General features: G+C 64.1%; 18 protein-coding genes and 1 pseudogene. 10 read left to right on the forward strand and 9 right to left on the reverse strand.

Annotated elements, in window-relative coordinates; translation table 11 throughout:
• The first annotated feature begins 64 nt into the window (after positions 1-64).
• The 10 genes from Q1Y33_RS03115 to rsxA all read left to right on the forward strand — a co-directional run bounded on the left by Q1Y33_RS03115 (position 65) and on the right by rsxA (position 9191).
• Positions 65-850: a Nif3-like dinuclear metal center hexameric protein gene (locus Q1Y33_RS03115; RefSeq protein WP_300798178.1), complete on the forward strand. Its 786-nt coding sequence runs from the start codon at positions 65-67 to the stop codon at positions 848-850.
• Between the two features lie 22 nt (positions 851-872).
• Positions 873-1634: a C4-type zinc ribbon domain-containing protein gene (locus Q1Y33_RS03120; protein WP_300798180.1), complete on the forward strand. Its 762-nt coding sequence runs from the start codon at positions 873-875 to the stop codon at positions 1632-1634.
• 329 nt (positions 1635-1963) lie between these two features.
• Positions 1964-3541: an NAD+ synthase gene (locus Q1Y33_RS03125; protein ID WP_300798183.1), complete on the forward strand. Its 1578-nt coding sequence runs from the start codon at positions 1964-1966 to the stop codon at positions 3539-3541.
• Positions 3542-3573: 32 nt separating this feature from the next.
• Positions 3574-3963, forward strand: coding sequence for a SoxR reducing system RseC family protein (locus Q1Y33_RS03130; RefSeq protein ID WP_300798185.1), 390 nt, complete (start codon positions 3574-3576; stop codon positions 3961-3963).
• Entirely contained in the window at positions 3964-4989 is a 1026-nt protein-coding gene (locus Q1Y33_RS03135; RefSeq protein WP_300798187.1) for an RnfABCDGE type electron transport complex subunit B, read from the forward strand.
• A gap of 28 nt (positions 4990-5017) precedes the next feature.
• The gene (rsxC, locus tag Q1Y33_RS03140; RefSeq protein WP_300798189.1) at positions 5018-6370 is read left to right on the forward strand and encodes an electron transport complex subunit RsxC; all 1353 of its coding nucleotides are present in this window, start codon (positions 5018-5020) and stop codon (positions 6368-6370) included.
• Between the two features lie 21 nt (positions 6371-6391).
• Entirely contained in the window at positions 6392-7357 is a 966-nt protein-coding gene (locus Q1Y33_RS03145) for an RnfABCDGE type electron transport complex subunit D (RefSeq protein ID WP_300798191.1), read from the forward strand.
• A 13-nt stretch (positions 7358-7370) separates the two neighbouring features.
• Positions 7371-8033, forward strand: a complete 663-nt coding sequence (locus tag Q1Y33_RS03150) for an RnfABCDGE type electron transport complex subunit G (protein WP_300798192.1) — start codon at positions 7371-7373, stop codon at positions 8031-8033.
• On the forward strand, positions 8026-8610 hold the full coding sequence (locus tag Q1Y33_RS03155) for an electron transport complex subunit E (RefSeq protein WP_300798193.1): 585 nt from the start codon (positions 8026-8028) through the stop codon (positions 8608-8610). The genes Q1Y33_RS03150 and Q1Y33_RS03155 overlap by 8 nt, the downstream gene beginning before the upstream one ends.
• A gap of 2 nt (positions 8611-8612) precedes the next feature.
• A complete protein-coding gene (rsxA, locus tag Q1Y33_RS03160) occupies positions 8613-9191 on the forward strand; it encodes an electron transport complex subunit RsxA (protein ID WP_300798194.1) in 579 nt (192 codons plus the stop codon).
• 201 nt (positions 9192-9392) lie between these two features.
• Here the strand turns inward: rsxA and Q1Y33_RS03165 are convergent, their stop codons facing one another.
• The 9 genes and pseudogenes from Q1Y33_RS03165 to Q1Y33_RS03205 all read right to left on the reverse strand — a co-directional run.
• Entirely contained in the window at positions 9393-9644 is a 252-nt protein-coding gene (locus Q1Y33_RS03165; RefSeq protein WP_300798195.1) for a hypothetical protein, read from the reverse strand.
• 15 nt (positions 9645-9659) lie between these two features.
• The gene (locus Q1Y33_RS03170; protein ID WP_300798196.1) at positions 9660-10685 is read right to left on the reverse strand and encodes an aspartyl protease family protein; all 1026 of its coding nucleotides are present in this window, start codon (positions 10683-10685) and stop codon (positions 9660-9662) included.
• Between the two features lie 15 nt (positions 10686-10700).
• A complete protein-coding gene (locus Q1Y33_RS03175) occupies positions 10701-13028 on the reverse strand; it encodes an outer membrane beta-barrel protein (RefSeq protein ID WP_300798197.1) in 2328 nt (775 codons plus the stop codon).
• A gap of 184 nt (positions 13029-13212) precedes the next feature.
• Positions 13213-14934, reverse strand: coding sequence for a hypothetical protein (locus Q1Y33_RS03180; protein ID WP_300798198.1), 1722 nt, complete (start codon positions 14932-14934; stop codon positions 13213-13215).
• Positions 14931-15524 (reverse strand): DUF2284 domain-containing protein, encoded by a 594-nt coding sequence (locus Q1Y33_RS03185; RefSeq protein WP_300798199.1) that lies wholly within the window; start codon positions 15522-15524, stop codon positions 14931-14933. Before Q1Y33_RS03185 ends, Q1Y33_RS03180 begins: the two co-directional genes overlap by 4 nt.
• A gap of 178 nt (positions 15525-15702) precedes the next feature.
• On the reverse strand, positions 15703-15978 hold the full coding sequence (locus Q1Y33_RS03190; RefSeq protein WP_300798200.1) for a septum formation initiator family protein: 276 nt from the start codon (positions 15976-15978) through the stop codon (positions 15703-15705).
• Positions 15979-15982: 4 nt separating this feature from the next.
• Positions 15983-16618: a 7-carboxy-7-deazaguanine synthase QueE gene (locus Q1Y33_RS03195; protein ID WP_300798202.1), complete on the reverse strand. Its 636-nt coding sequence runs from the start codon at positions 16616-16618 to the stop codon at positions 15983-15985.
• Positions 16615-17157, reverse strand: a complete 543-nt coding sequence (hpt, locus tag Q1Y33_RS03200) for a hypoxanthine phosphoribosyltransferase (RefSeq protein WP_300798204.1) — start codon at positions 17155-17157, stop codon at positions 16615-16617. Before hpt ends, Q1Y33_RS03195 begins: the two co-directional genes overlap by 4 nt.
• Before the next feature lie 79 nt (positions 17158-17236).
• Positions 17237-17459 (reverse strand): annotated as a pseudogene (locus Q1Y33_RS03205) (thiamine-phosphate kinase); the annotation flags it as partial.

Raw genomic sequence — 17459 nt, forward strand, 5'->3', positions numbered from 1 at the left:
AGAAGGAGGAGGCGGAAAACAAGGAGCTCTTCGCCTTTTACGAACAATCGTTATTCTGACCGATATGAAGATCAAGGAGATAACCGGCGTCATCGAGCAGTTCGCACCGCTCTCCCTGCAAGAGTCCTACGACAACGCGGGGCTGATCGTGGGGCGTCCGGACGATGAGGTGCACCGGGCCCTGCTGGCCGTCGACGTGACCGAGGAGGTGCTCGACGAGGCCGAACGCGAAGGGTGCGACCTGGTCATCACGCACCATCCGATCGTCTTCCATGCGCTCAAGCGCTTCAATTCGGCCGATCCCGTGCAGCGGTGCGTCGAGCGGGCCATCCGCCGCGGCATCGCCCTCTATGCCTGCCATACGAACCTCGACAGCGCGCCCGGCGGCATGAGCTGGCGCCTGGCCTCGATGCTCGGCGTGGAGAACCTGCGCGTGCTGCAGCCCACGGACGAGGCTGCGGGCGCCGGGTTCGGCGTCGTGGGCGAACTGCCCGCCGCGGAGGAGACGGTGGACTTCATGCGCCGCATGCAGCGGCTGCTCGCCGTGCGGGTCGTGCGCCACAGCGACATCGCCTCGCCGACGGTGCGCCGCGTGGCGGTCTGCACGGGTGCCGGGGCCTCGCTCATCGGCGACGCACGCCGCGCCGGGGCCGACATCTACATCACCGCCGACATGAAGTACAACGACTTCATGACACCCGATAAGGCCCTCACGGTAGCCGATATAGGCCATTTCGAGAGCGAATATTGCGCAATTCGGATTTTATTTGATATTTTATCGAAAAATTTATGTACCTTTGCGGTTCGCAAGAGTGAAGCCTCTCGCAATCCGGTGAACTATCTGGTTTAGTCCAAACTATACAACACACTATATGGCAACACAGAAAAAGACGGCCGACGTTGATTATTCGATGCAGGAGAAGATCCTGGCGCTCTACGAGCTGCAGAAGATCGACAGCAAGATCGACGAAATCAACAAGGTGAAAGGTGAACTGCCTCTCGAGGTGCAGGACCTCGAGGATGAGATGGCGGGCATGAAGACCCGTATCGAGCACATCAATGCCGAGATCGAGGAACTCAATGCCCTGACCAAACAGCGCAAGCGCGAGGTGGACCAGGCCAAAATCCAGATCGGCAACTACAAGGAACAGCAGAACAACGTGCGCAACAACCGCGAGTTCGACGCCATCACGAAGGAGATCGAATACCAGGAACTCGAAATCGAGCTGGCCGAGAAGCGCCTGAAGGAGTATTCCGCGGCGATCAAGTCGAAGAAACTCCAGCTGGAGGAGGCCGAGGCCCGGGTTGCGGAGCGCAGCGCCGACCTCGACGCCAAGAAGAGCGAACTCGAGGGTATCGAGGCCGAGACGGCTCCGCTGGTCGAGCAGTACGGTGCCGAGGCCGAGCGCGCCAAGGCCAAGATCGACGAGCGTCTGCTGACCGCCTATGACCGCATCCGCCGCAACGTCCGCAACGGACTGGCCGTGGTGACCGTCAAGCGCGATGCCTGCGGAGGCTGCTTCAACCGCATCCCGCCGCAGCGCCAGGTCGAAATCCGCCAGGGCAAGAAGATCATCATCTGCGAATACTGCGGGCGCATCCTCGTCTCCGATCCCGAACAGACGGAGGAGTAGGAAGTCCGAACCTTTATTCACCGCACGCGACGGGCAGGTCCTTTCCTGCCCGTCGCCTGTTTTCTCCGGCCGCAACGGCCCCGGCGGTGCCCGTTGCGGCCCTATCCGGCCTTCATTGCAGTCCGATGACGGCCTCCGGTCCTCTCCGGCAGTTTCCGTTTCGGCATTCTCCGGCTTCGGACGGCCGGAACGCGCCGTGCCGGGGTGTATCCGTTTTGATTAACGGGGCGACCGGAAATGTTAATTTATTAACATTGAAAATTTTTCCGACTTTTCCAAATAATCCTTAACTTTGCGGAGTTATAGTTTCCGGACTAAATTTACAGTAGATGAAAATAGCTATCGCCCAGCTGAATTACACCATCGGAGACATCGATGGCAACACCTCGAAAATCATCGACGCCATCGCCCGGGCCAAAGCGCAGAAGGCCGATCTTGTGATCTTCGCCGAACAGGCCGTCAGCGGTACTCCGGCTTTCGATCTGCTGCGCAAGACCACCTTCCTGGAGTTGTGCGAGGACGCACTCGTGGAGATCGCCTCCTGTTGCGACGGCATTGCCGCGATCGTGGGGCTTCCGGTCCTCACCAACGACGGCACGATCAGCGCCGCGGCGCTCATCCAGGACCGCAAGGTGCTGCGGTATGTCGGCAAGAAATACATCACGGCACGCCGCGAAATGGGCTTCCTCATCCCGTCGAAGGGCTACGAATACGCCACGATCAAGGGACACCGCTGCGCGATCATCGTGGGCGACGATCTGAGCCGGGAACGCGACTTCGACCACTCGGTCGAGACGATCATCTCGATCAACGCCCGCAAGTACGGACGCGGCATGATGACCTACCGCTACGAGATGATGCGCCACCTGGCCTTCGTCGAGGGCAAGAACATCGTGCTGGTCAACCAGGTCGGCGGCTCGACCGACATTGTCTACGACGGCACGTCGGGCGCGCTGAACAGCCGCGGCGAGCTGGTGCTCATGATGAAGAGCTTTGAGGAGGACTTCCGGATATTCGATACGAAAGCCGCGAACACGCCCGTTGCGGTGCCCACGGGCATCGACCGCACGCGCATGATCTACGAAGCCGCCCGCTGCGGCCTGCGCGACTTCTTCTTCAAGAACGGCTACACGAAGGCCTGCATCGGCCTGTCGGGCGGCATCGACTCCGCCGTGGTGGCCTGCCTGGCCGCCGATGCGCTGGGCCGCGAAAATGTCCGCGCGCTGCTCATGCCCTCGCCCTTCTCGTCGGACCACTCGGTCGAGGATGCCAAGCAGCTGGCCGAGCGCCTCGGCATCGAATACAACGTCATTCCCATCTCGGAAATCTATACCAGCGTGGTCAACACGCTCAAGCCGGTGATCGGCGGCACGGAGTTCGACTCCACGGAGGAGAACATCCAGACCCGCATCCGCACGGTGCTGCTCATGGCCGTGCAAAACAAGACCGGCTACATCCTGCTGAACTCCTCGAACAAGAGCGAGAACGCCCTGGGTCTCTGCACCCTCTACGGCGATACGGCGGGCGCCTTCAGCCCCACGGGCGACCTTTACAAGGGCGAAATCTACGACGTGGCCCGCTACATCAACCGCACGCAGGGCGACCCCATTCCCGAAAACATCCTGACCAAGGAGCCTTCGTCGGAGCTGCATCCCGGACAGAAGGATACCGATATCTTGCCTCCCTACGAGGTGGTCGACGCCATCCTCTACCGTATGATCGAGGAGGGGCAGCACCGCGAGGAGATCATCAACGCCGGCTTTGATTCGGAGGTCGTCGAGAAGATCCATGCGATGATCATGCGCAACGAGAAAAAACGCTTCCAGTTCCCGCCCGTGCTGCGTCTGTCGATGTGCTCCTTCGGCCATGAGCGGCTCATGCCCCTGACCAACAAATACGGAGATTAGGCGTGCCTTCACAGATCGAACATAGCGGAGTGGTGTCACGAACCGAGGGCGATACGGTCCATGTGACGATCACTTCCCACAGCGCCTGCGGTTCGTGCAGGGCGCGGCAGGCGTGCGGCCTGGCCGAGACGCAGGAGAAGGTCGTCGAGGTCCGCACGGCGGATGCGGCGCGCTATGCGCCGGGCGATGCGGTCGTGGTCGGCGTGCGGCGCCGCGCGGGCGGCATCGCCGTGCTGCTGGCCTACGTCGGGGCGCTGGTTGTACTTTTGGCCGTGTTGGTCGTGGCCGTCGGCCCGCTGGGCTGGAGCGAGGGGCGCGCCGCCCTGGCCGCCCTGGCCGGCGTGGCGCTCTACTACGTCGTGCTGTGGCTCTTCCGCCGGAAAATCGAACACACAATTCAATTTACAATAACAAAAATCTAAATGGAAGTATTACTTTACACAATCCTGACGCTGTGTGCGCTGGGTGTGCTTTCCGCGGTGATTCTCTATGTCGTGGCACAGAAGTTCCGCGTGGAGGAGGACCCGCGCATCGACGAAGTGGAGAAGATGCTGCCCGGCGCCAACTGCGGTGGCTGCGGCTTTGCCGGCTGCCGCGGCATGGCCGACGCGCTGGTCAAGCAGGACGACATTTCGTCGCTCTTCTGCCCCGTGGGCGGAGGCGATACGATGAAGGCCGTGGCCGCCTACCTGGGCAAGGCCGCTGCCGAGAAGGAGCCGCAGGTGGCGACGGTGCGCTGCGGCGGCACGTGCGAGAAACGTCCCCGCACGAACCGCTACGACGGCGTGCACTCGTGCGCCGTGGCTTCGTCGCTCTACATCGGTGAGACGGGCTGCTCGTTCGGCTGCCTGGGCTACGGCGACTGCGTGACGGCCTGTACGTTCGGTGCCATCACGATCGACCCGGCAACGGGCCTTCCGGTCGTCGATCCCGACAAGTGTACGGCCTGCGGCGCCTGCGTGAAGGCCTGCCCGAAGGGCATCATCGAGCTGCGCAAGAAGTGGCCGAAGAACCGTGCGGTCTACGTGTCGTGCGTTTCGAAGGACAAGGGAGCCGTGGTGATGAAGGCCTGCAAGGCCGGGTGTATCGGCTGCGGCAAGTGCGAGAAGGTCTGCGCCTTCGGTGCCATCACCGTCGAGAACAACCTCGCCTACATCGACCCGCAGAAGTGCAAGCTCTGCCGCAAGTGCGTGAACGAGTGCCCCACGGGCGCCATCCGGCTCGTCGGCATGGAGCCCCTGCCCAAGGAGCCCAAGGCACCGGCCGCCCCGAAGGCTGCCCCGAAGGCTGCCCCCGCCGCTGAAAAGGCCGCTCCGACTGCCCCGAAGGCTGCGCCCGCGGCTGAAAAGCCCGCACCGGCTGCCCCGAAGGCTGCGCCCGCGGCTGAAAAGCCCGCTACCGAAAAACCTGCCGCCGAGAAGCCCGCAGCCAAGCCGAAAGCCGAATAAGTGAACCGATAAAAACAGAACACGCAATATGAAGACATTTCCAATAGGCGGAGTCCATCCGTCGGAAAACAAATTGAGCTGCGCGAAGCCCATCGAGGTGCTTCCGCTGCCCGAGGTGGTGACGATTCCCCTCGCGCAGCACATCGGAGCTCCCGCGGTTGCGAAGGTCGCCAAGGGTGACAAGGTCCTCACGGGCCAGCTCATCGCCGAGGCGGGCAGTTTCATGTCGGCGAACATCCACTCCCCGATTTCGGGTACGGTGACGGCCGTAGACATGGTGCCTAACGGCCAGGGACTGCGCCAGATGATGATTACGATCAAGCGCGAGGGCGACGAGTGGGCCGAAGGCATCGACCGCTCGGAGACGCTCGTGCGCGAATGCACGCTCTCGGGCGCCGAGATCATCGCCAAGATCAAGCAGGCGGGCATCGTCGGCATGGGCGGTGCGACGTTCCCCACGCACGTGAAGCTGTCGGTGCCTCCCGGCAAGAAGGCCGAGGCGCTGATCATCAACGGTGTGGAGTGCGAGCCCTACCTCACGTCGGACCACCGCACGATGCTCGAGCACGGCGAGGAGTTGCTCGTCGGCGTGACGATCCTCATGAAGGCCGTCGGTGTGGAGAAGGCCTATGTCGGCATCGAGAACAACAAGCCCGACGCCATCGAGCACCTCACGAAACTTGCCGCAGGCTACAAGGGTGTCGAAATCGTGCCGCTGAAGGTGAAGTACCCGCAGGGCGGTGAGAAACAGCTCATCGCGGCCGTCACGGGCCGTCAGGTGCCGCCTCCGCCGGCCCTGCCGATCGACGTGGGCGCCGTGGTCTGCAACGCCTCGACGACCTATGCCGTCTACCGTGCCGTGCAGAAGAACATGCCGCTCATCGAGCGCGTGGTGACCGTCACGGGCAAGGGCATGAAGGAGCCGAAGAACCTCCTCACGCGCATGGGTACGCCCATCGAGACGCTGCTCGAGGCGGCCGGCGGCCTGCCCGAGGGCGTGTCGCTCAAGGTCATCAACGGCGGTCCGATGATGGGCCGTGCGATGGTGAATCTCGCGTCGCCCGTGACGAAGGGTTGCTCGGGCATCACCGTGATGAGCGGACGCGATGCCGAGCGCCGCGAAGCCTCGCAGTGCATCAAGTGCGCCAAGTGCGTCGCCGCCTGCCCGATGGGTCTCGAACCCTACTACCTCTCGAAGATGTCCCAGAAGAAGAACTGGGAGGTGCTCGAGCAGCAGATGATCACCTCGTGCATCGAGTGCGGCTGCTGCCAGTCTTCGTGCCCGGCCTACCTGCCGCTGCTGGACTGGGTACGCCTCGGAAAACAGACCGTCATGGGCCTCATCCGCGCCCGTGCCGCAGCCAATGCGCCCAAAAAGTAACCGAAAAAAAGTAAAACAGATATGGCAAACAAATTACTTGTTGCTCCCGCACCGCACGTGCAGACGGCCCAGTCCACGGCGAAGATCATGCGCGATGTCGTGATCGCGCTGATGCCCGCACTGGTCGTCTCGACCGTCGTGTTCGGATGGGACGTCCTGCGCGTCGTGGCCCTTTCGGTTGCGTCGTGCGTGGTGTTCGAGTACCTGATTCAGAAATTCCTGGTCCGCGGTGCGCTGACGATCTCCAACTGGTCGGCCGTCGTGACGGGCGTGCTGCTGGCCTTCAACCTCCCGGCATCGATTCCCTGGTGGATCGTCGTGGTCGGCGCATTCGTCGCCATCGCCGTGGCGAAGATGACCTTCGGAGGCCTGGGCAAAAACCCCTTCAACCCCGCGCTGGTGGGCCGTGTCTTCCTGCTGATCGCCTACCCGGTGCAGATGACCACGTTCCCGATGCCGGTGAGCGGGTCGTTCGACGCCCTCTCGGGCGCCACGCCGCTGGCTGCCGTCAAGCACGGTGCCGCGGCCGACGTGCTCGGCACGCAGGAGCTGCTGCTGGGCAACATGCCCGGTTCGCTCGGTGAGGTCGCCGCGCTGGCGCTGCTCGCCGGTTTCGTCTACCTGCTCTGGCGCCGCGTCATCACGTGGCACATCCCCGTGACGGTGCTCGTGACGATGGCCCTCTTCGCCTTCGTCGTGGCCCTGACCCGGGCTGAGGGCGGCGCGCTGCTGTGGCAGTTCCCGCTCTTCCATGTGCTGGCCGGCGGTGCGATGCTCGGCGCCATCTTCATGGCTACCGATTACTCGACCTCGCCGATGACGGTCAAGGGCGGCGTGATCTTCGCCGTGGGCATCGGTCTGATCACGATGCTCATCCGCCTGTGGGGCGCCTACCCCGAGGGTATGTCGTTCGCGATCCTGATCATGAACTCGTGCGTGCCCCTGATCAACAAATATGTCAAACCCAAGCGCTTCGGCGTGAAATAAAGGAGGACAAGCAATGAAAAGCACTCTTTTGAACATGACGGCAGTCCTCTTCGGCATCACCCTCGTGGCTTCGGCCGGTGTGGGCGCCGTGAACATGATTACCGCCGAGCCGATCGCGCTGGCCGAGCAGGCCGCGAAGGTCGAGGCGCTGAAGGGCGTGCTGCCGGCGTTCGACGCCACGACGCCCGAGACGATGAAGATCGACGAGATGCCGATTACGGTCTATACCGCCACGTCGGGCGACGAGGTCGTGGGCTATGCCGTGGAGACGATGTCGAAGCTGGGCTTCGGCGGCGCCATCAACCTCATGGTGGGCTTCACGCCCGCCGGCGAGGTCATCAACGTCAACGTCCTGAAGCAGACCGAGACCCCGGGCCTCGGCACGAAGATGGCCGACGAGGGCAACCCGCTGCTCGCGAGCATCCAGGGTCAGAACCTCGCGCAGAAGCAGCTCGTCGACGGCAAGCTGGCCGTGCGCAAGGACGGCGGCGACGTCGATGCCCTGACGGCCGCGACGATCTCGTCGCGCGCCTACGTCGACGCGATCAACCGCGCATGGATGGCCTACAAGAGCGTAGCGACGGGCGAGGCTGCGGCCGACGTCGCTTCGGGCGCTACGAATACGGCTGCAGAAACCAACGAGCCCGCGGCTCAGGAAGGAGGTCAAAATGAATAAGCTGAAAATCATATTGAGCGGCATCGTCAAGAACAACCCGACGTTCGTCCTCGTGCTGGGCATGTGCCCCACGCTGGGAACGACGACCTCGGCCGAGAACGGCATGGGCATGGGTCTGGCCACGATGGCCGTGCTGATCATGTCGAACCTGGTGATCTCGCTCGTCAAGAACATCATCCCCGACAAGGTGCGCATCCCGGCGTTCATCGTCATCATCGCCTCGTTCGTGACCATCATCGAGATGCTCATGAAGGCCTTTGTCCCGGCACTCTACGCCGCGCTGGGCGTCTTCATCCCGCTAATCGTCGTCAACTGCATCATCCTGGGCCGCGCCGAGGCCTTCGCCTCGAAGAACTCGCCGTTCGACTCGATCCTCGACGGTATCGGCATCGGTCTGGGCTTCACGGCCTCGCTGACGGTCATCGGCGCCGTGCGCGAGATTCTGGGCAGCGGTGCAATCTTCGGCGTGAGCCTCGGCACGGCCGACTACATGCCGCTGGTCTTCGTCCTCGCACCGGGCGGCTTCCTCACGCTCGGCTACCTCATGGTTCTGTTTAACAAATTAGCCAAGAAATAGTCATGGAGATTTCCTATTTTGCCATTATCATCGGCGCCATCTTCGTCAACAACGTCGTGCTGGCGCAGTTCCTCGGCATCTGCCCCTTCCTGGGCGTGTCGTCGAAGGTCGAGACCTCCATGGGTATGGGGGCCGCCGTGACCTTCGTCATGGCCCTCACGGCGGTCGTGGCATGGCCCATTCAGACCTACATCCTCGTGCCGCTGCACATCGAGTACATGCAGACGATCGTCTTCATCCTCGTCATCGCGGCGCTGGTGCAGATGGTCGAGATCATGCTGAAGAAACTCTCGCCGTCGCTCTATCAGGCGCTGGGTATTTTCCTGCCGCTGATCACGACGAACTGCGCCGTGCTGGGTGTGGCGATCCTGATGATCCAGAAGGAGTACACGCTGCTGCAGAGCGTCACCTACTCGGTGGCAACGGCCCTGGGCTTCGCCCTCGCGCTGGTGCTCTTTGCCGGTATCCGCGAGCGCCTCGACTTCGAGGATGTGCCCAAGTCGTTCCGCGGCGTGCCCATCGCGCTCATCACGGCCGGTATCCTGGCCATGGCCTTCATGGGCTTCTCGGGTCTGGTATAGCGTGCGGGCCGGCGGGCCGTCCCGAATCCGGATGGGCCTGTCACCCGGTGTACGGAATATGAAAAATCCCCGTCTGCGGACGGGGATTTTTGTTTGGACGCGGGGGGGTGGGAAAACGCGGGGCGGGGAAGAGCGGAGACAGAGAGGGTAGGAGAGGAGGCGGAGGAAGCAGGTGAGGGGAGAGAGGAGAGAGCCTCCGTTCTACTCGCCGCGGAGGAACATCCGCTCGTAGTTGATCGTCAGCCGCCGGAACGAACGGACGAAATCGGCGCCCAGCGACCCGGCGGTGAGCAGCAGGCCGCCCTCCGCCTCGTCGCAGATCACCTCCGTGTCGTGCAGCACCACGTCGCGCCCGGCTGCCCGGAAACGGAATTCGGGAAGCGTCACCGCCTCGAACTCCTCGATGCCGCCGAAGCCGCCCCGGCGGGTCGTATGCCGTGCAAGCCCTGCCACGGCTTCGGGAAACCGCTACGCAAAACCGCTGTCGAGATCGCTCTTCACGTTGCCCGTGTCGAAGACCATCTCGAAGGGTTCGCCCCCGTATTCGATCCTTACGTGCGGAGTGTTCCCCGAGAGGTACATGTCGGGTTCGCCGTCGGAGGGCTTCACGGGGAAGCGGAACACGCCCGCCTCGTTGTCGACGACGACCTCCCCGACGGCCCGGAGCAGGTCGTAGCCGATAATGCCGTCGAATGCAAACTCGGCATCGACCTCGGGGTCGGGCGGTGCGACGAGAAAGAAGGGATGGCGGTAGACCAGCTCGCCGATGCGCAGAGAATCTGCCACCGCCAGTTTGACGAAGCCGACCGTCATGCCCGAAACCGGAATCGAGTCAGCCACGATCCGCAGCCCGACCTCCGCGGCATAGTGCTCCGAGACGAAGCAGCCCGACGAGCAGCCCGTGTCGAAGACGAAGTCGCGCGTCTGTCCGTTCACCTCGACCGGGATGTAGAAATGATGCCCGCGGCCGACGGCTTCGTATTTCATTGGCACCGTCACCGTGCGTTCGGGCCGTTCGAGACGCGGGGCGGGTGTGTCGGAGAGAGCCTTGCCGATCCGCTCGATGTAGACGAGCCCGAAATAGGATTCGAACGGCAGGGAGCCTTCGAGCGCCCGCACCAGATCGCCTCCGGCGGCCCCGGCCTGCGCATACATTCCCAGATTCAGCAGGTTCATGGCCCGCAGCGCCGCCATCGAGAGGGTGCTCTCCGCGCCGAGCGCGTCCTGATGGAGCAGCAGGAGCGAATCGAGTGCCGGGGCAGCCTCCTCGGGCCGGTTAAAGGCGATTCCGAGCTGGCTGCGGGCGAGCAGGTCGAGTATTTCGATGGAGAGGGAATCCTTCAGCTGCGGATACTCCTCCCGAAGGCGGAAGGGATCGCCGCCGTTGAGCAGTTCGCCCATGCGCAGGTCGGCGGGCGTCTGGGCCGGAGCGTAGAGCCCGCATGCGAGCATCGCAAGGAGGAGCAGCGTCCTCCCGAGTTTCAAAAGTTTCATGGCTGTCGTATTTGTTTAGTGTCCGAATCGCGAGGTGTCGACCTCCTTGTGCTTACGCTCCTTGTAGCCGCCGAAGCGGTAGGAGAGGTGGACGGTTACGGTACGTGTGTAGCGCTGCGCCCCCATGTCGAGCCACTGCCCGCGGTAGCGAACCTTGGTGTTGGGCATGCCGCTGTCGAAAAGGTCGCTGCAGCGCACCGAGAGCGTCGCGCGGCTCCGGTCGAAGGTCCACTTCACGGCGGCGTCGGCAGATCCGAGCGGTTCGATGTCGAAGGTGCCCTGGATGGCTCCCGACTGGAAAAATCCGTTTACTTCGAGGTCGATGGCGGGTTTGCGGCTCACGTGAAAGGTGTTCACGAGGCGGGCGATGCCGACCCATTTCGAACGATCGAACGCCATGTCGTGGAACGGATCGCACTGCTGCCGCATGCGCATCCCCGTGAGGGTCAGCCGCGAGTCGAGCCATTTGCCGATTCTGAACGGGAGGACGGCGTTGGCGCCCCACTGCCGGTTGAAGTTCCAGTTGAGCGACTGGTAGATCATCGCCAGCCGGTCGGATGCCTGCCAGGCGGCCTGCACGAAGTAGTCGGGCCGCTCGTTCCAGAAGAGGACGAAGATGTACTTCTGACGGTAGATGTAGACGGCCTGCGCCTCGTAGCTGCGCGAGGGGCGGAGCCCCGGCGTGCCGTGAATCTCCGAATAGCCGTCGATGTAGGAGATCGCCCCCTGCATCTCCCAGTAGGCGGGGTACTCCTTGTCCGATGAGAAGTTCAGCTGCACGATGTGCCGTTCGGAGGGCGTCCAGGTCATCGACGCCTGCGGATAGAGCGACCAGTTTTCGTAGTCGCCCAGCCGGTAGTACTCCCCGGCAAGCGATGCCGTGAAGCCCACCTTCCCGAACTGCCGTCCGAAACCGGCATAGAGATTGGCGGTGTATTCGTCGAGCCGCGCGTCGGTGTCGGTCGTCGCGGGCGAGCCCTCGAGTACGGGGTAGTGCTGCCAGTCGTGCGAGCGGGCGAAGCCGAAGGCGCCGCCGGCCGTCAGTTCCCAGCCCGACACGAATGCGTGGCGTTCGTCGGCTGTCACGTTCAGCCGGTCGATGCGCTGGCCCGACGTGACGTCGAAGGCCGTGGCCGGAGCGGCGGCATAGTCGTTTTCGAGCCGCGTCCGCTCGGGATTGTCGTAATGGGTGTAGTCGACGCCCACGTCGAGGCCGCAGGCCGCGACGTAGCGCAGCGCGAGGTTGTGCAGCGACTGGTCGCTCAACTTCTTCGAGATCGAGCTGACGTAGGTTCCCGTCGAGCGCGACAGTCCGTCCGTATTCGGCGAGAAGGAGCCGGTATAGGCGGCGCTCAAGCGTCCCCGCTGCTTTGGGGAGTACTCCACGGCGGCGCGCAACCGGTGGCTCCACCCTTCGCCCGTCATCCACTCATCCTGCCGGATGTCGTATTGCTGCCCGGCGAAGGTGTGCCGCGAGTGCAGGTCGAAACTCGACAGTTCCTTGCTCCGGGCCGCCGTATAGGTGACGTCGGCCGACCACTTGGGCGACGTGAGCGCGAAGCTGCCGCCGGCATCGTAGGTGTCGTACCAGCGGTTCGAGTAGTTGGCGTGCACCTCGCCCGAAAAGGCCGTCTCGTGGCCGCGGCGCAGCACGACGTTGATCGCGGCTCCGCGGACATGGTACTGCGGCGGGGCGCTGAACATCACCTCGGCCTTCTCGACCCGCTCGACGGGTGTCGAGCGCAGCAGCGCGGCCAGCTGCTCGGGGGTCATCGTCGAGGGGCGTCCGTTCAGAATCACTGTGACGGACGAGGCGCCGGCCAGCGTCAGCGCCCCCTCTTGCTCCGAGACGCCCGGCAGGCGCGTCAGGGCCTCGTAGGCGTTGTTCACGGCCTGCCCCTCGGTCAGCCGCCCGAGGTCGTAGTTCAGCCGCCCCTGCTCGACCTTCACCACGGGGCGTTCCCCTTTCACCACGACGGCGTCGACCGCCGTGGCGGCCTCCGTGAGGCGGATGTCGCCCAGCTCCGTGCGGTCCGACTCGACGGTGCGGAGTTCATAGGCCAGGTGCTGGATTTGCAGCCGGTAGGGACGCACCGCCGGGCGGAGTTCGAAGCGTCCGTCCGTACCCGAGGCCGCGGCCCCGAGGTAGACCGAGTCGCGGTCGAAGAGGATGACGGCCGCCCCGGCGACGGGGGCATCCGCCGCATCGACGATCCGGCCGCGGATTGCGTCGGCAGCGGCCGGGCGGGGCGTCGTTGGGGGTGTCGTTTGGGCTTGTGCGGCCGCGACCGTCCACAGGATCACGACCGGAATCAACAGAAAAAAGAGAGTGTGCGACTTCATCGTTTTTGCAGTTTGTGAAGTGTCTTCTTCTACTGCAAAGATAGGCTCCGCGTGGCCTTGCCGGTGTGCATTTTATCTTGCGTGCAAAATTGCAACGCGCTGATTTGCAACGGATGGGTCGCGAAAAATCTTACCGGCGGCCCGAAAGGCCTTGCCGGCGGGGTGGGCGCTATCCATTCGCCTGTCAGGCGAAGAATCCGAGCAGCCGCTCGCGCTCCGGAGTGGCGGATTCGGCGATGCGCCGCTTGAGTTTCGACTTGAGCGTGTAGACGCCGTTCAAGGACATCTCCAGCATGACGCAGATCTCCTGCGGCGTAAAACCCGCGATGACCAGCGCCGCAAAGTCGTAGTTGCGCGCCGTCCAGTCGGGGAACTGCTCCCGAAGGCGTGTGACGGCCCGGTCGCTGTAGAGGTCGGCCATGCCGACGACATCGGCCAGCATCGCGGGGCTCAAGGCCAGCTCGCGCATCTTGGCCGTCAGCCGCTCGCCCTCGCCGTAGGTGTAGCAGGTCGCGGCAATGTCGCGCACGGCGGCCACACGCCCCTCCAGCAGCCGTTTCACGGCCGCCTCGCGAGCATCCGATGCATCGAGCCGGGACGTAAGGCTGTCGTGCGACTCGCGGTAGGAGTCGAGCAGCGCGAGCGTCTCGCTCAACTGGCTGTCGCGGCGGCGCAGCTTGCGGCGGTAGCTGACCACGGCCCATCCCGCCGCCATGACCACCAGCAGGGCCGTCAGCGCGGCGATCCAGGCACGGTAACGCAGCGACGCCTCGCGCAGCGCCACGTCGTTGGCCGTGCGGTAGCGGCGTTCGAGCTCGGCGACCTGCGCCCCGCGCTGCACCTCGAAGAGCGAATCCTTCACCGCGACGTACTGCTGCATGTAGTCGTAGGCCCGGGCGTCGTCGTCCCGGTCGTGGTAAATCCCCGCGGCCAGGTTGAACAGCCCGACACTTCCCTGATGGAACGTATCCCGGCAGTCGAGCGCCATTTCAATGTAATGGCGGGCCGAGTCGAGCTGCCCGTCCCGCTGGAAGATGATCGCCGAAGCCACGTCGTAGAACGACCGTCCGGTATCCTCCGAGACGGCCGTACCGTAGGAGAGCGACGCCCGGCGGATCACGTCGAGGTCGATGCTGTCGCGTGCGGCCAGCAGCTGCGCAGGGGTCCAGTCCCCGAGGTAGGTATGGAATACGAGGTTTTGTATGCGTATTTGCTGGGCGAAGTAGCGGAACGGGATCGTATCGGCCGCCTCGACGAGCGGCGCCAGCATCTCGATCGCCTGCCTGTAGTCTCCGGCGGCGCAGTGGGCCGAGGCGAGCATGAAACGGCTGTAGCCCTCCTGCTCCGCATTGCCGTTCGCGCGGGCCGCCTCGACGGCCTTCGCAAAGGGCTCCACGGCGTCGTATCCCTGCTCGAAATAGAGCAGTCCGAGCGTGTGGTAGATGACTACGAGCAGCGTCCTGGTCCGCTTCCGCTGCGGGGTATCCTCGCCGGAGCGGGTTCCGGCAAGGGCCTTTTCGGCCAGGATTGCCGCCTCGGTGTAGCCCCGGATGCCCTCCTCCATGTCGCCGAGCTCGATGTGGGCCTTGGCGTACATGTACCACGCCTCGGCCCGCTCGCCCTCCGTGCCGTGCCGGTCGTAGTAGCGCATCGCACGGTCGAGCCGCGCCTTGCCCGCGAGCGTGTCGCCCGAGGCGACCTCGGAGAGCCCCGTCATCAGCGACCAGCGGACCCGTCCGTTGCGGCTCATCCGCGCGGGGTCCATCCTTCGCAGCAGTTGCAGCGCACTGTCGGGACGCTCCGTGGCGAGGAAGCTGTCGACCGTCAGGGCCTCCTCCGCACGGGGCGTGCATCCTGTGGCCGCAAGCGCCGCACAGGCAAAAATCAATCGCAGCAGCTGTTTCATGGCTTGAGCTCTTGCCAGACGGCCTTCAGGTCGATCGCGTCGGCGTTGTGAAAAAATCCGCCCACGAGGGTCAGGTACTCGGGCAGCCGCCCGTCGGTGCTCCACCGCAGCGGAATGCCCATCAGGGACTCGGTCGTGCGGCAGAGGTCGAAGCCGCACGCCTCGAGCGAGGGCCGCACCCGCTCGGGATGGCGGCACGGCCGACCCTCGGGACGCGTGCAGCTCCCCTTCGGGCAGTAGAGGCAGGTTCCAGTGTAGGCGAAGGCCCGGCCGCCGTAGCGGGCCTCGAGGTCGAGCAGCAGCCGCTCGTGCCACAGCCGCGTGGGCCGCAGCAGCCGCTCGGCCTCCGAGAGGGGCAGGCCGCGGTGCAGCGGGGTGACCTTCGTGGCGATGATCAGGGCCGTGCGGTAGCCCGAGAGGTAGTCGTCCATGTCGAAATCGAAGGGCGGGCAGGCCCAGCTGCGGCCGTAGTTGGGGCAGGCGCGGCAGCAGGCGCCGAAGCGCCGTGCATCGCGGTAGGCGGCGATGTACTGGGCCGCGGGGAGCGAGGCGGTGAAATCCTGCGTCGTATGTTGCAACTCGTCGTTCATAAGGCGAAGATACGGTTTTCGGGCATCCCTTTCTGCGGTCCGCTCCTTTTTCTGCGGCCCTGGGTTCTTCCTGCGGTCCGGTCTCTGCTTGCGGCCCGGGGTTCTTCCGGTGGTCGGTATTCTTCCGTCGGCCCCCCGTGTGCGGCGGCCCTTATTGCGGTCCCGGGAGCCTGCCGCGTTACTCCTCGATGATGTAGACGTGCTCGTCGCGGCGCTGCATGTGGTAGTGCTCGCGGGCGTACTCCTCCAGGTAGTCGTCGTAGCGCAGCTGCTCGAGCAGGGCGCTGTCGCGGGCGATCTTCTGCTGATGCCGCTCCTTCTCGCGGTTCAGGGCGTTGATCTGCCGTTTGATCTTCACGGCGTGGACGACATGGCGGCCGATCACGAAGACCGTGAAAACCACGATGATTGTCGTGACGATGATCCAGAATTTGCGGCCGAAACGGAATTTCATCGCGTCAGGGAATGTGCATGTATTTGTGCGTCTGGATCGAGATGTTCCACTGCGGGTGCGCCTTGGCGTACTCGACGATCGCGGGCATCACACGCTCCGAGACGCTCCATTCGGGTTGCAGGTAGAGCATGCACTCCGGGCCGACCTGCGCGGCGTTTTGCTCGGCCCATGCGAAGTCCTCCTCGCTCTCGACGATGACCTTCAGCTCGTCGGCCCGGGCGAAGGCCTCCGCAAGGGGCGGCTGCTGCCGCTTCGGCGAGAGGCATACCCAGTCGAAGACCCCGCTGAAGGGGTGGGTGCCGGAGGTCTCGAGGAAAATCCGGAGCCCCTTTTCGCGCAGCGTTCCCGTCAGCACGCCCAGCGGGTAGAGCAGCGGCTCGCCGCCCGTGATGACGATGGCCTGCGCCGGGCAGGCCGTGGCCCGCGCGATGACCGTGGCCACGTCGGTCGGCGGGTAGAGTTTCGGGTTCCACGTGTATTTGGCGTCGCACCAGCGGCAGCCGACGTCGCAGCCGCCCAGGCGGATGAAGTAGGCCGGTTTCCCGGCGTGGAACCCTTCGCCCTGGATGGTGTAGAAATCCTCGACGAGGGGCAGGCGGCGCCCCCCGTCGAGCAGTTCGCTATGTGTATCGGGAATCATTCCGTGACGACGTAGATGTCTTTCAGGCTGCGGCCCAGCTGGTCGTAGTCCAGGCCGTATCCGACGATGAACTCGTTGCCGATCTCCATGGCGCGGTACTTGATGGGCCGCTGCTTGCGGTACGAGCCCGGCTTGAAGAAGAGCGTGCAGACGGCGATCGAGGCGGGGTGGTGCTGTTCGAGCTCGCCGATCATGTGGTCGATCGACTCGCCCGTGTCGACGATGTCCTCGACGATGATGACGTGGCGTCCCTCGATCGGGGTGCTCAAGCCGATGAGGCTCTTTACCTCGCCGGTCGAGGTCGTGCCTTCGTAGGAGGCCAGCTTGACGAACGAAAGCTCGTTCTGGAACTCGATCTTTTTGATCAGGTCGCTCATGAACATGAACGAACCGTTCAGTACGCCGACGAACAGCGGTGTCTGCTTGTCGGCATAGTCGGCATTGATGCGGGCGGCCACGTTGCTCACCGCTTCGTCGATCTTCTCGGCGGGAATCATGATCCGGAACGTCCTGTCGTGAAGTGTGATGATGTCCTCCATTGTTGTGGTGGGTTTTTAAGGATTGGTTGCGCAAAAATAACGATTCTCGCCCAACTATCGAAGGATTCGGCCGAAAAAATCAGTAGTGCGTGAAGCCGTGCCAGTCGAGCGGCTCGGGACGTCCGCCGCGCATCCAGACGAGCCCCCGGCCGGCCGTGATGCGGCCGATGGGGTGGACGGGGCGGCCGAAGCGGGCGCGGAACGCTGCGGCGAGGCTCCCGGCGGCGTCGGGAGCCGCCGTGAAGAGCAGCTTGTAGTCCTCGCCGCCGCAGGCTGCGGTCCGCAGGTCCGAGCCCGCCGCG

It is taken from the genome of uncultured Alistipes sp. (assembly GCF_949296715.1).
GTDB lineage: Bacteria > Bacteroidota > Bacteroidia > Bacteroidales > Rikenellaceae > Alistipes.

Coding starts and splice junctions, on each gene's coding strand:
- Q1Y33_RS03145 (WP_300798191.1), top strand. CDS start 6,392: ATGGCAAACAAATTACTTGTTGCTCCCGCACCGCACGTGCAGACGGCC.
- Q1Y33_RS03195 (WP_300798202.1), bottom strand. CDS start 16,618: ATGATTCCCGATACACATAGCGAACTGCTCGACGGGGGGCGCCGCCTG.
- hpt (WP_300798204.1), bottom strand. CDS start 17,157: ATGGAGGACATCATCACACTTCACGACAGGACGTTCCGGATCATGATT.
- Q1Y33_RS03180 (WP_300798198.1), bottom strand. CDS start 14,934: ATGAAACAGCTGCTGCGATTGATTTTTGCCTGTGCGGCGCTTGCGGCC.
- Q1Y33_RS03135 (WP_300798187.1), top strand. CDS start 3,964: ATGGAAGTATTACTTTACACAATCCTGACGCTGTGTGCGCTGGGTGTG.
- Q1Y33_RS03120 (WP_300798180.1), top strand. CDS start 873: ATGGCAACACAGAAAAAGACGGCCGACGTTGATTATTCGATGCAGGAG.
- Q1Y33_RS03125 (WP_300798183.1), top strand. CDS start 1,964: ATGAAAATAGCTATCGCCCAGCTGAATTACACCATCGGAGACATCGAT.
- Q1Y33_RS03155 (WP_300798193.1), top strand. CDS start 8,026: ATGAATAAGCTGAAAATCATATTGAGCGGCATCGTCAAGAACAACCCG.
- Q1Y33_RS03175 (WP_300798197.1), bottom strand. CDS start 13,028: ATGAAGTCGCACACTCTCTTTTTTCTGTTGATTCCGGTCGTGATCCTG.
- rsxA (WP_300798194.1), top strand. CDS start 8,613: ATGGAGATTTCCTATTTTGCCATTATCATCGGCGCCATCTTCGTCAAC.
- rsxC (WP_300798189.1), top strand. CDS start 5,018: ATGAAGACATTTCCAATAGGCGGAGTCCATCCGTCGGAAAACAAATTG.
- Q1Y33_RS03150 (WP_300798192.1), top strand. CDS start 7,371: ATGAAAAGCACTCTTTTGAACATGACGGCAGTCCTCTTCGGCATCACC.
- Q1Y33_RS03190 (WP_300798200.1), bottom strand. CDS start 15,978: ATGAAATTCCGTTTCGGCCGCAAATTCTGGATCATCGTCACGACAATC.
- Q1Y33_RS03185 (WP_300798199.1), bottom strand. CDS start 15,524: ATGAACGACGAGTTGCAACATACGACGCAGGATTTCACCGCCTCGCTC.
- Q1Y33_RS03170 (WP_300798196.1), bottom strand. CDS start 10,685: ATGAAACTTTTGAAACTCGGGAGGACGCTGCTCCTCCTTGCGATGCTC.
- Q1Y33_RS03115 (WP_300798178.1), top strand. CDS start 65: ATGAAGATCAAGGAGATAACCGGCGTCATCGAGCAGTTCGCACCGCTC.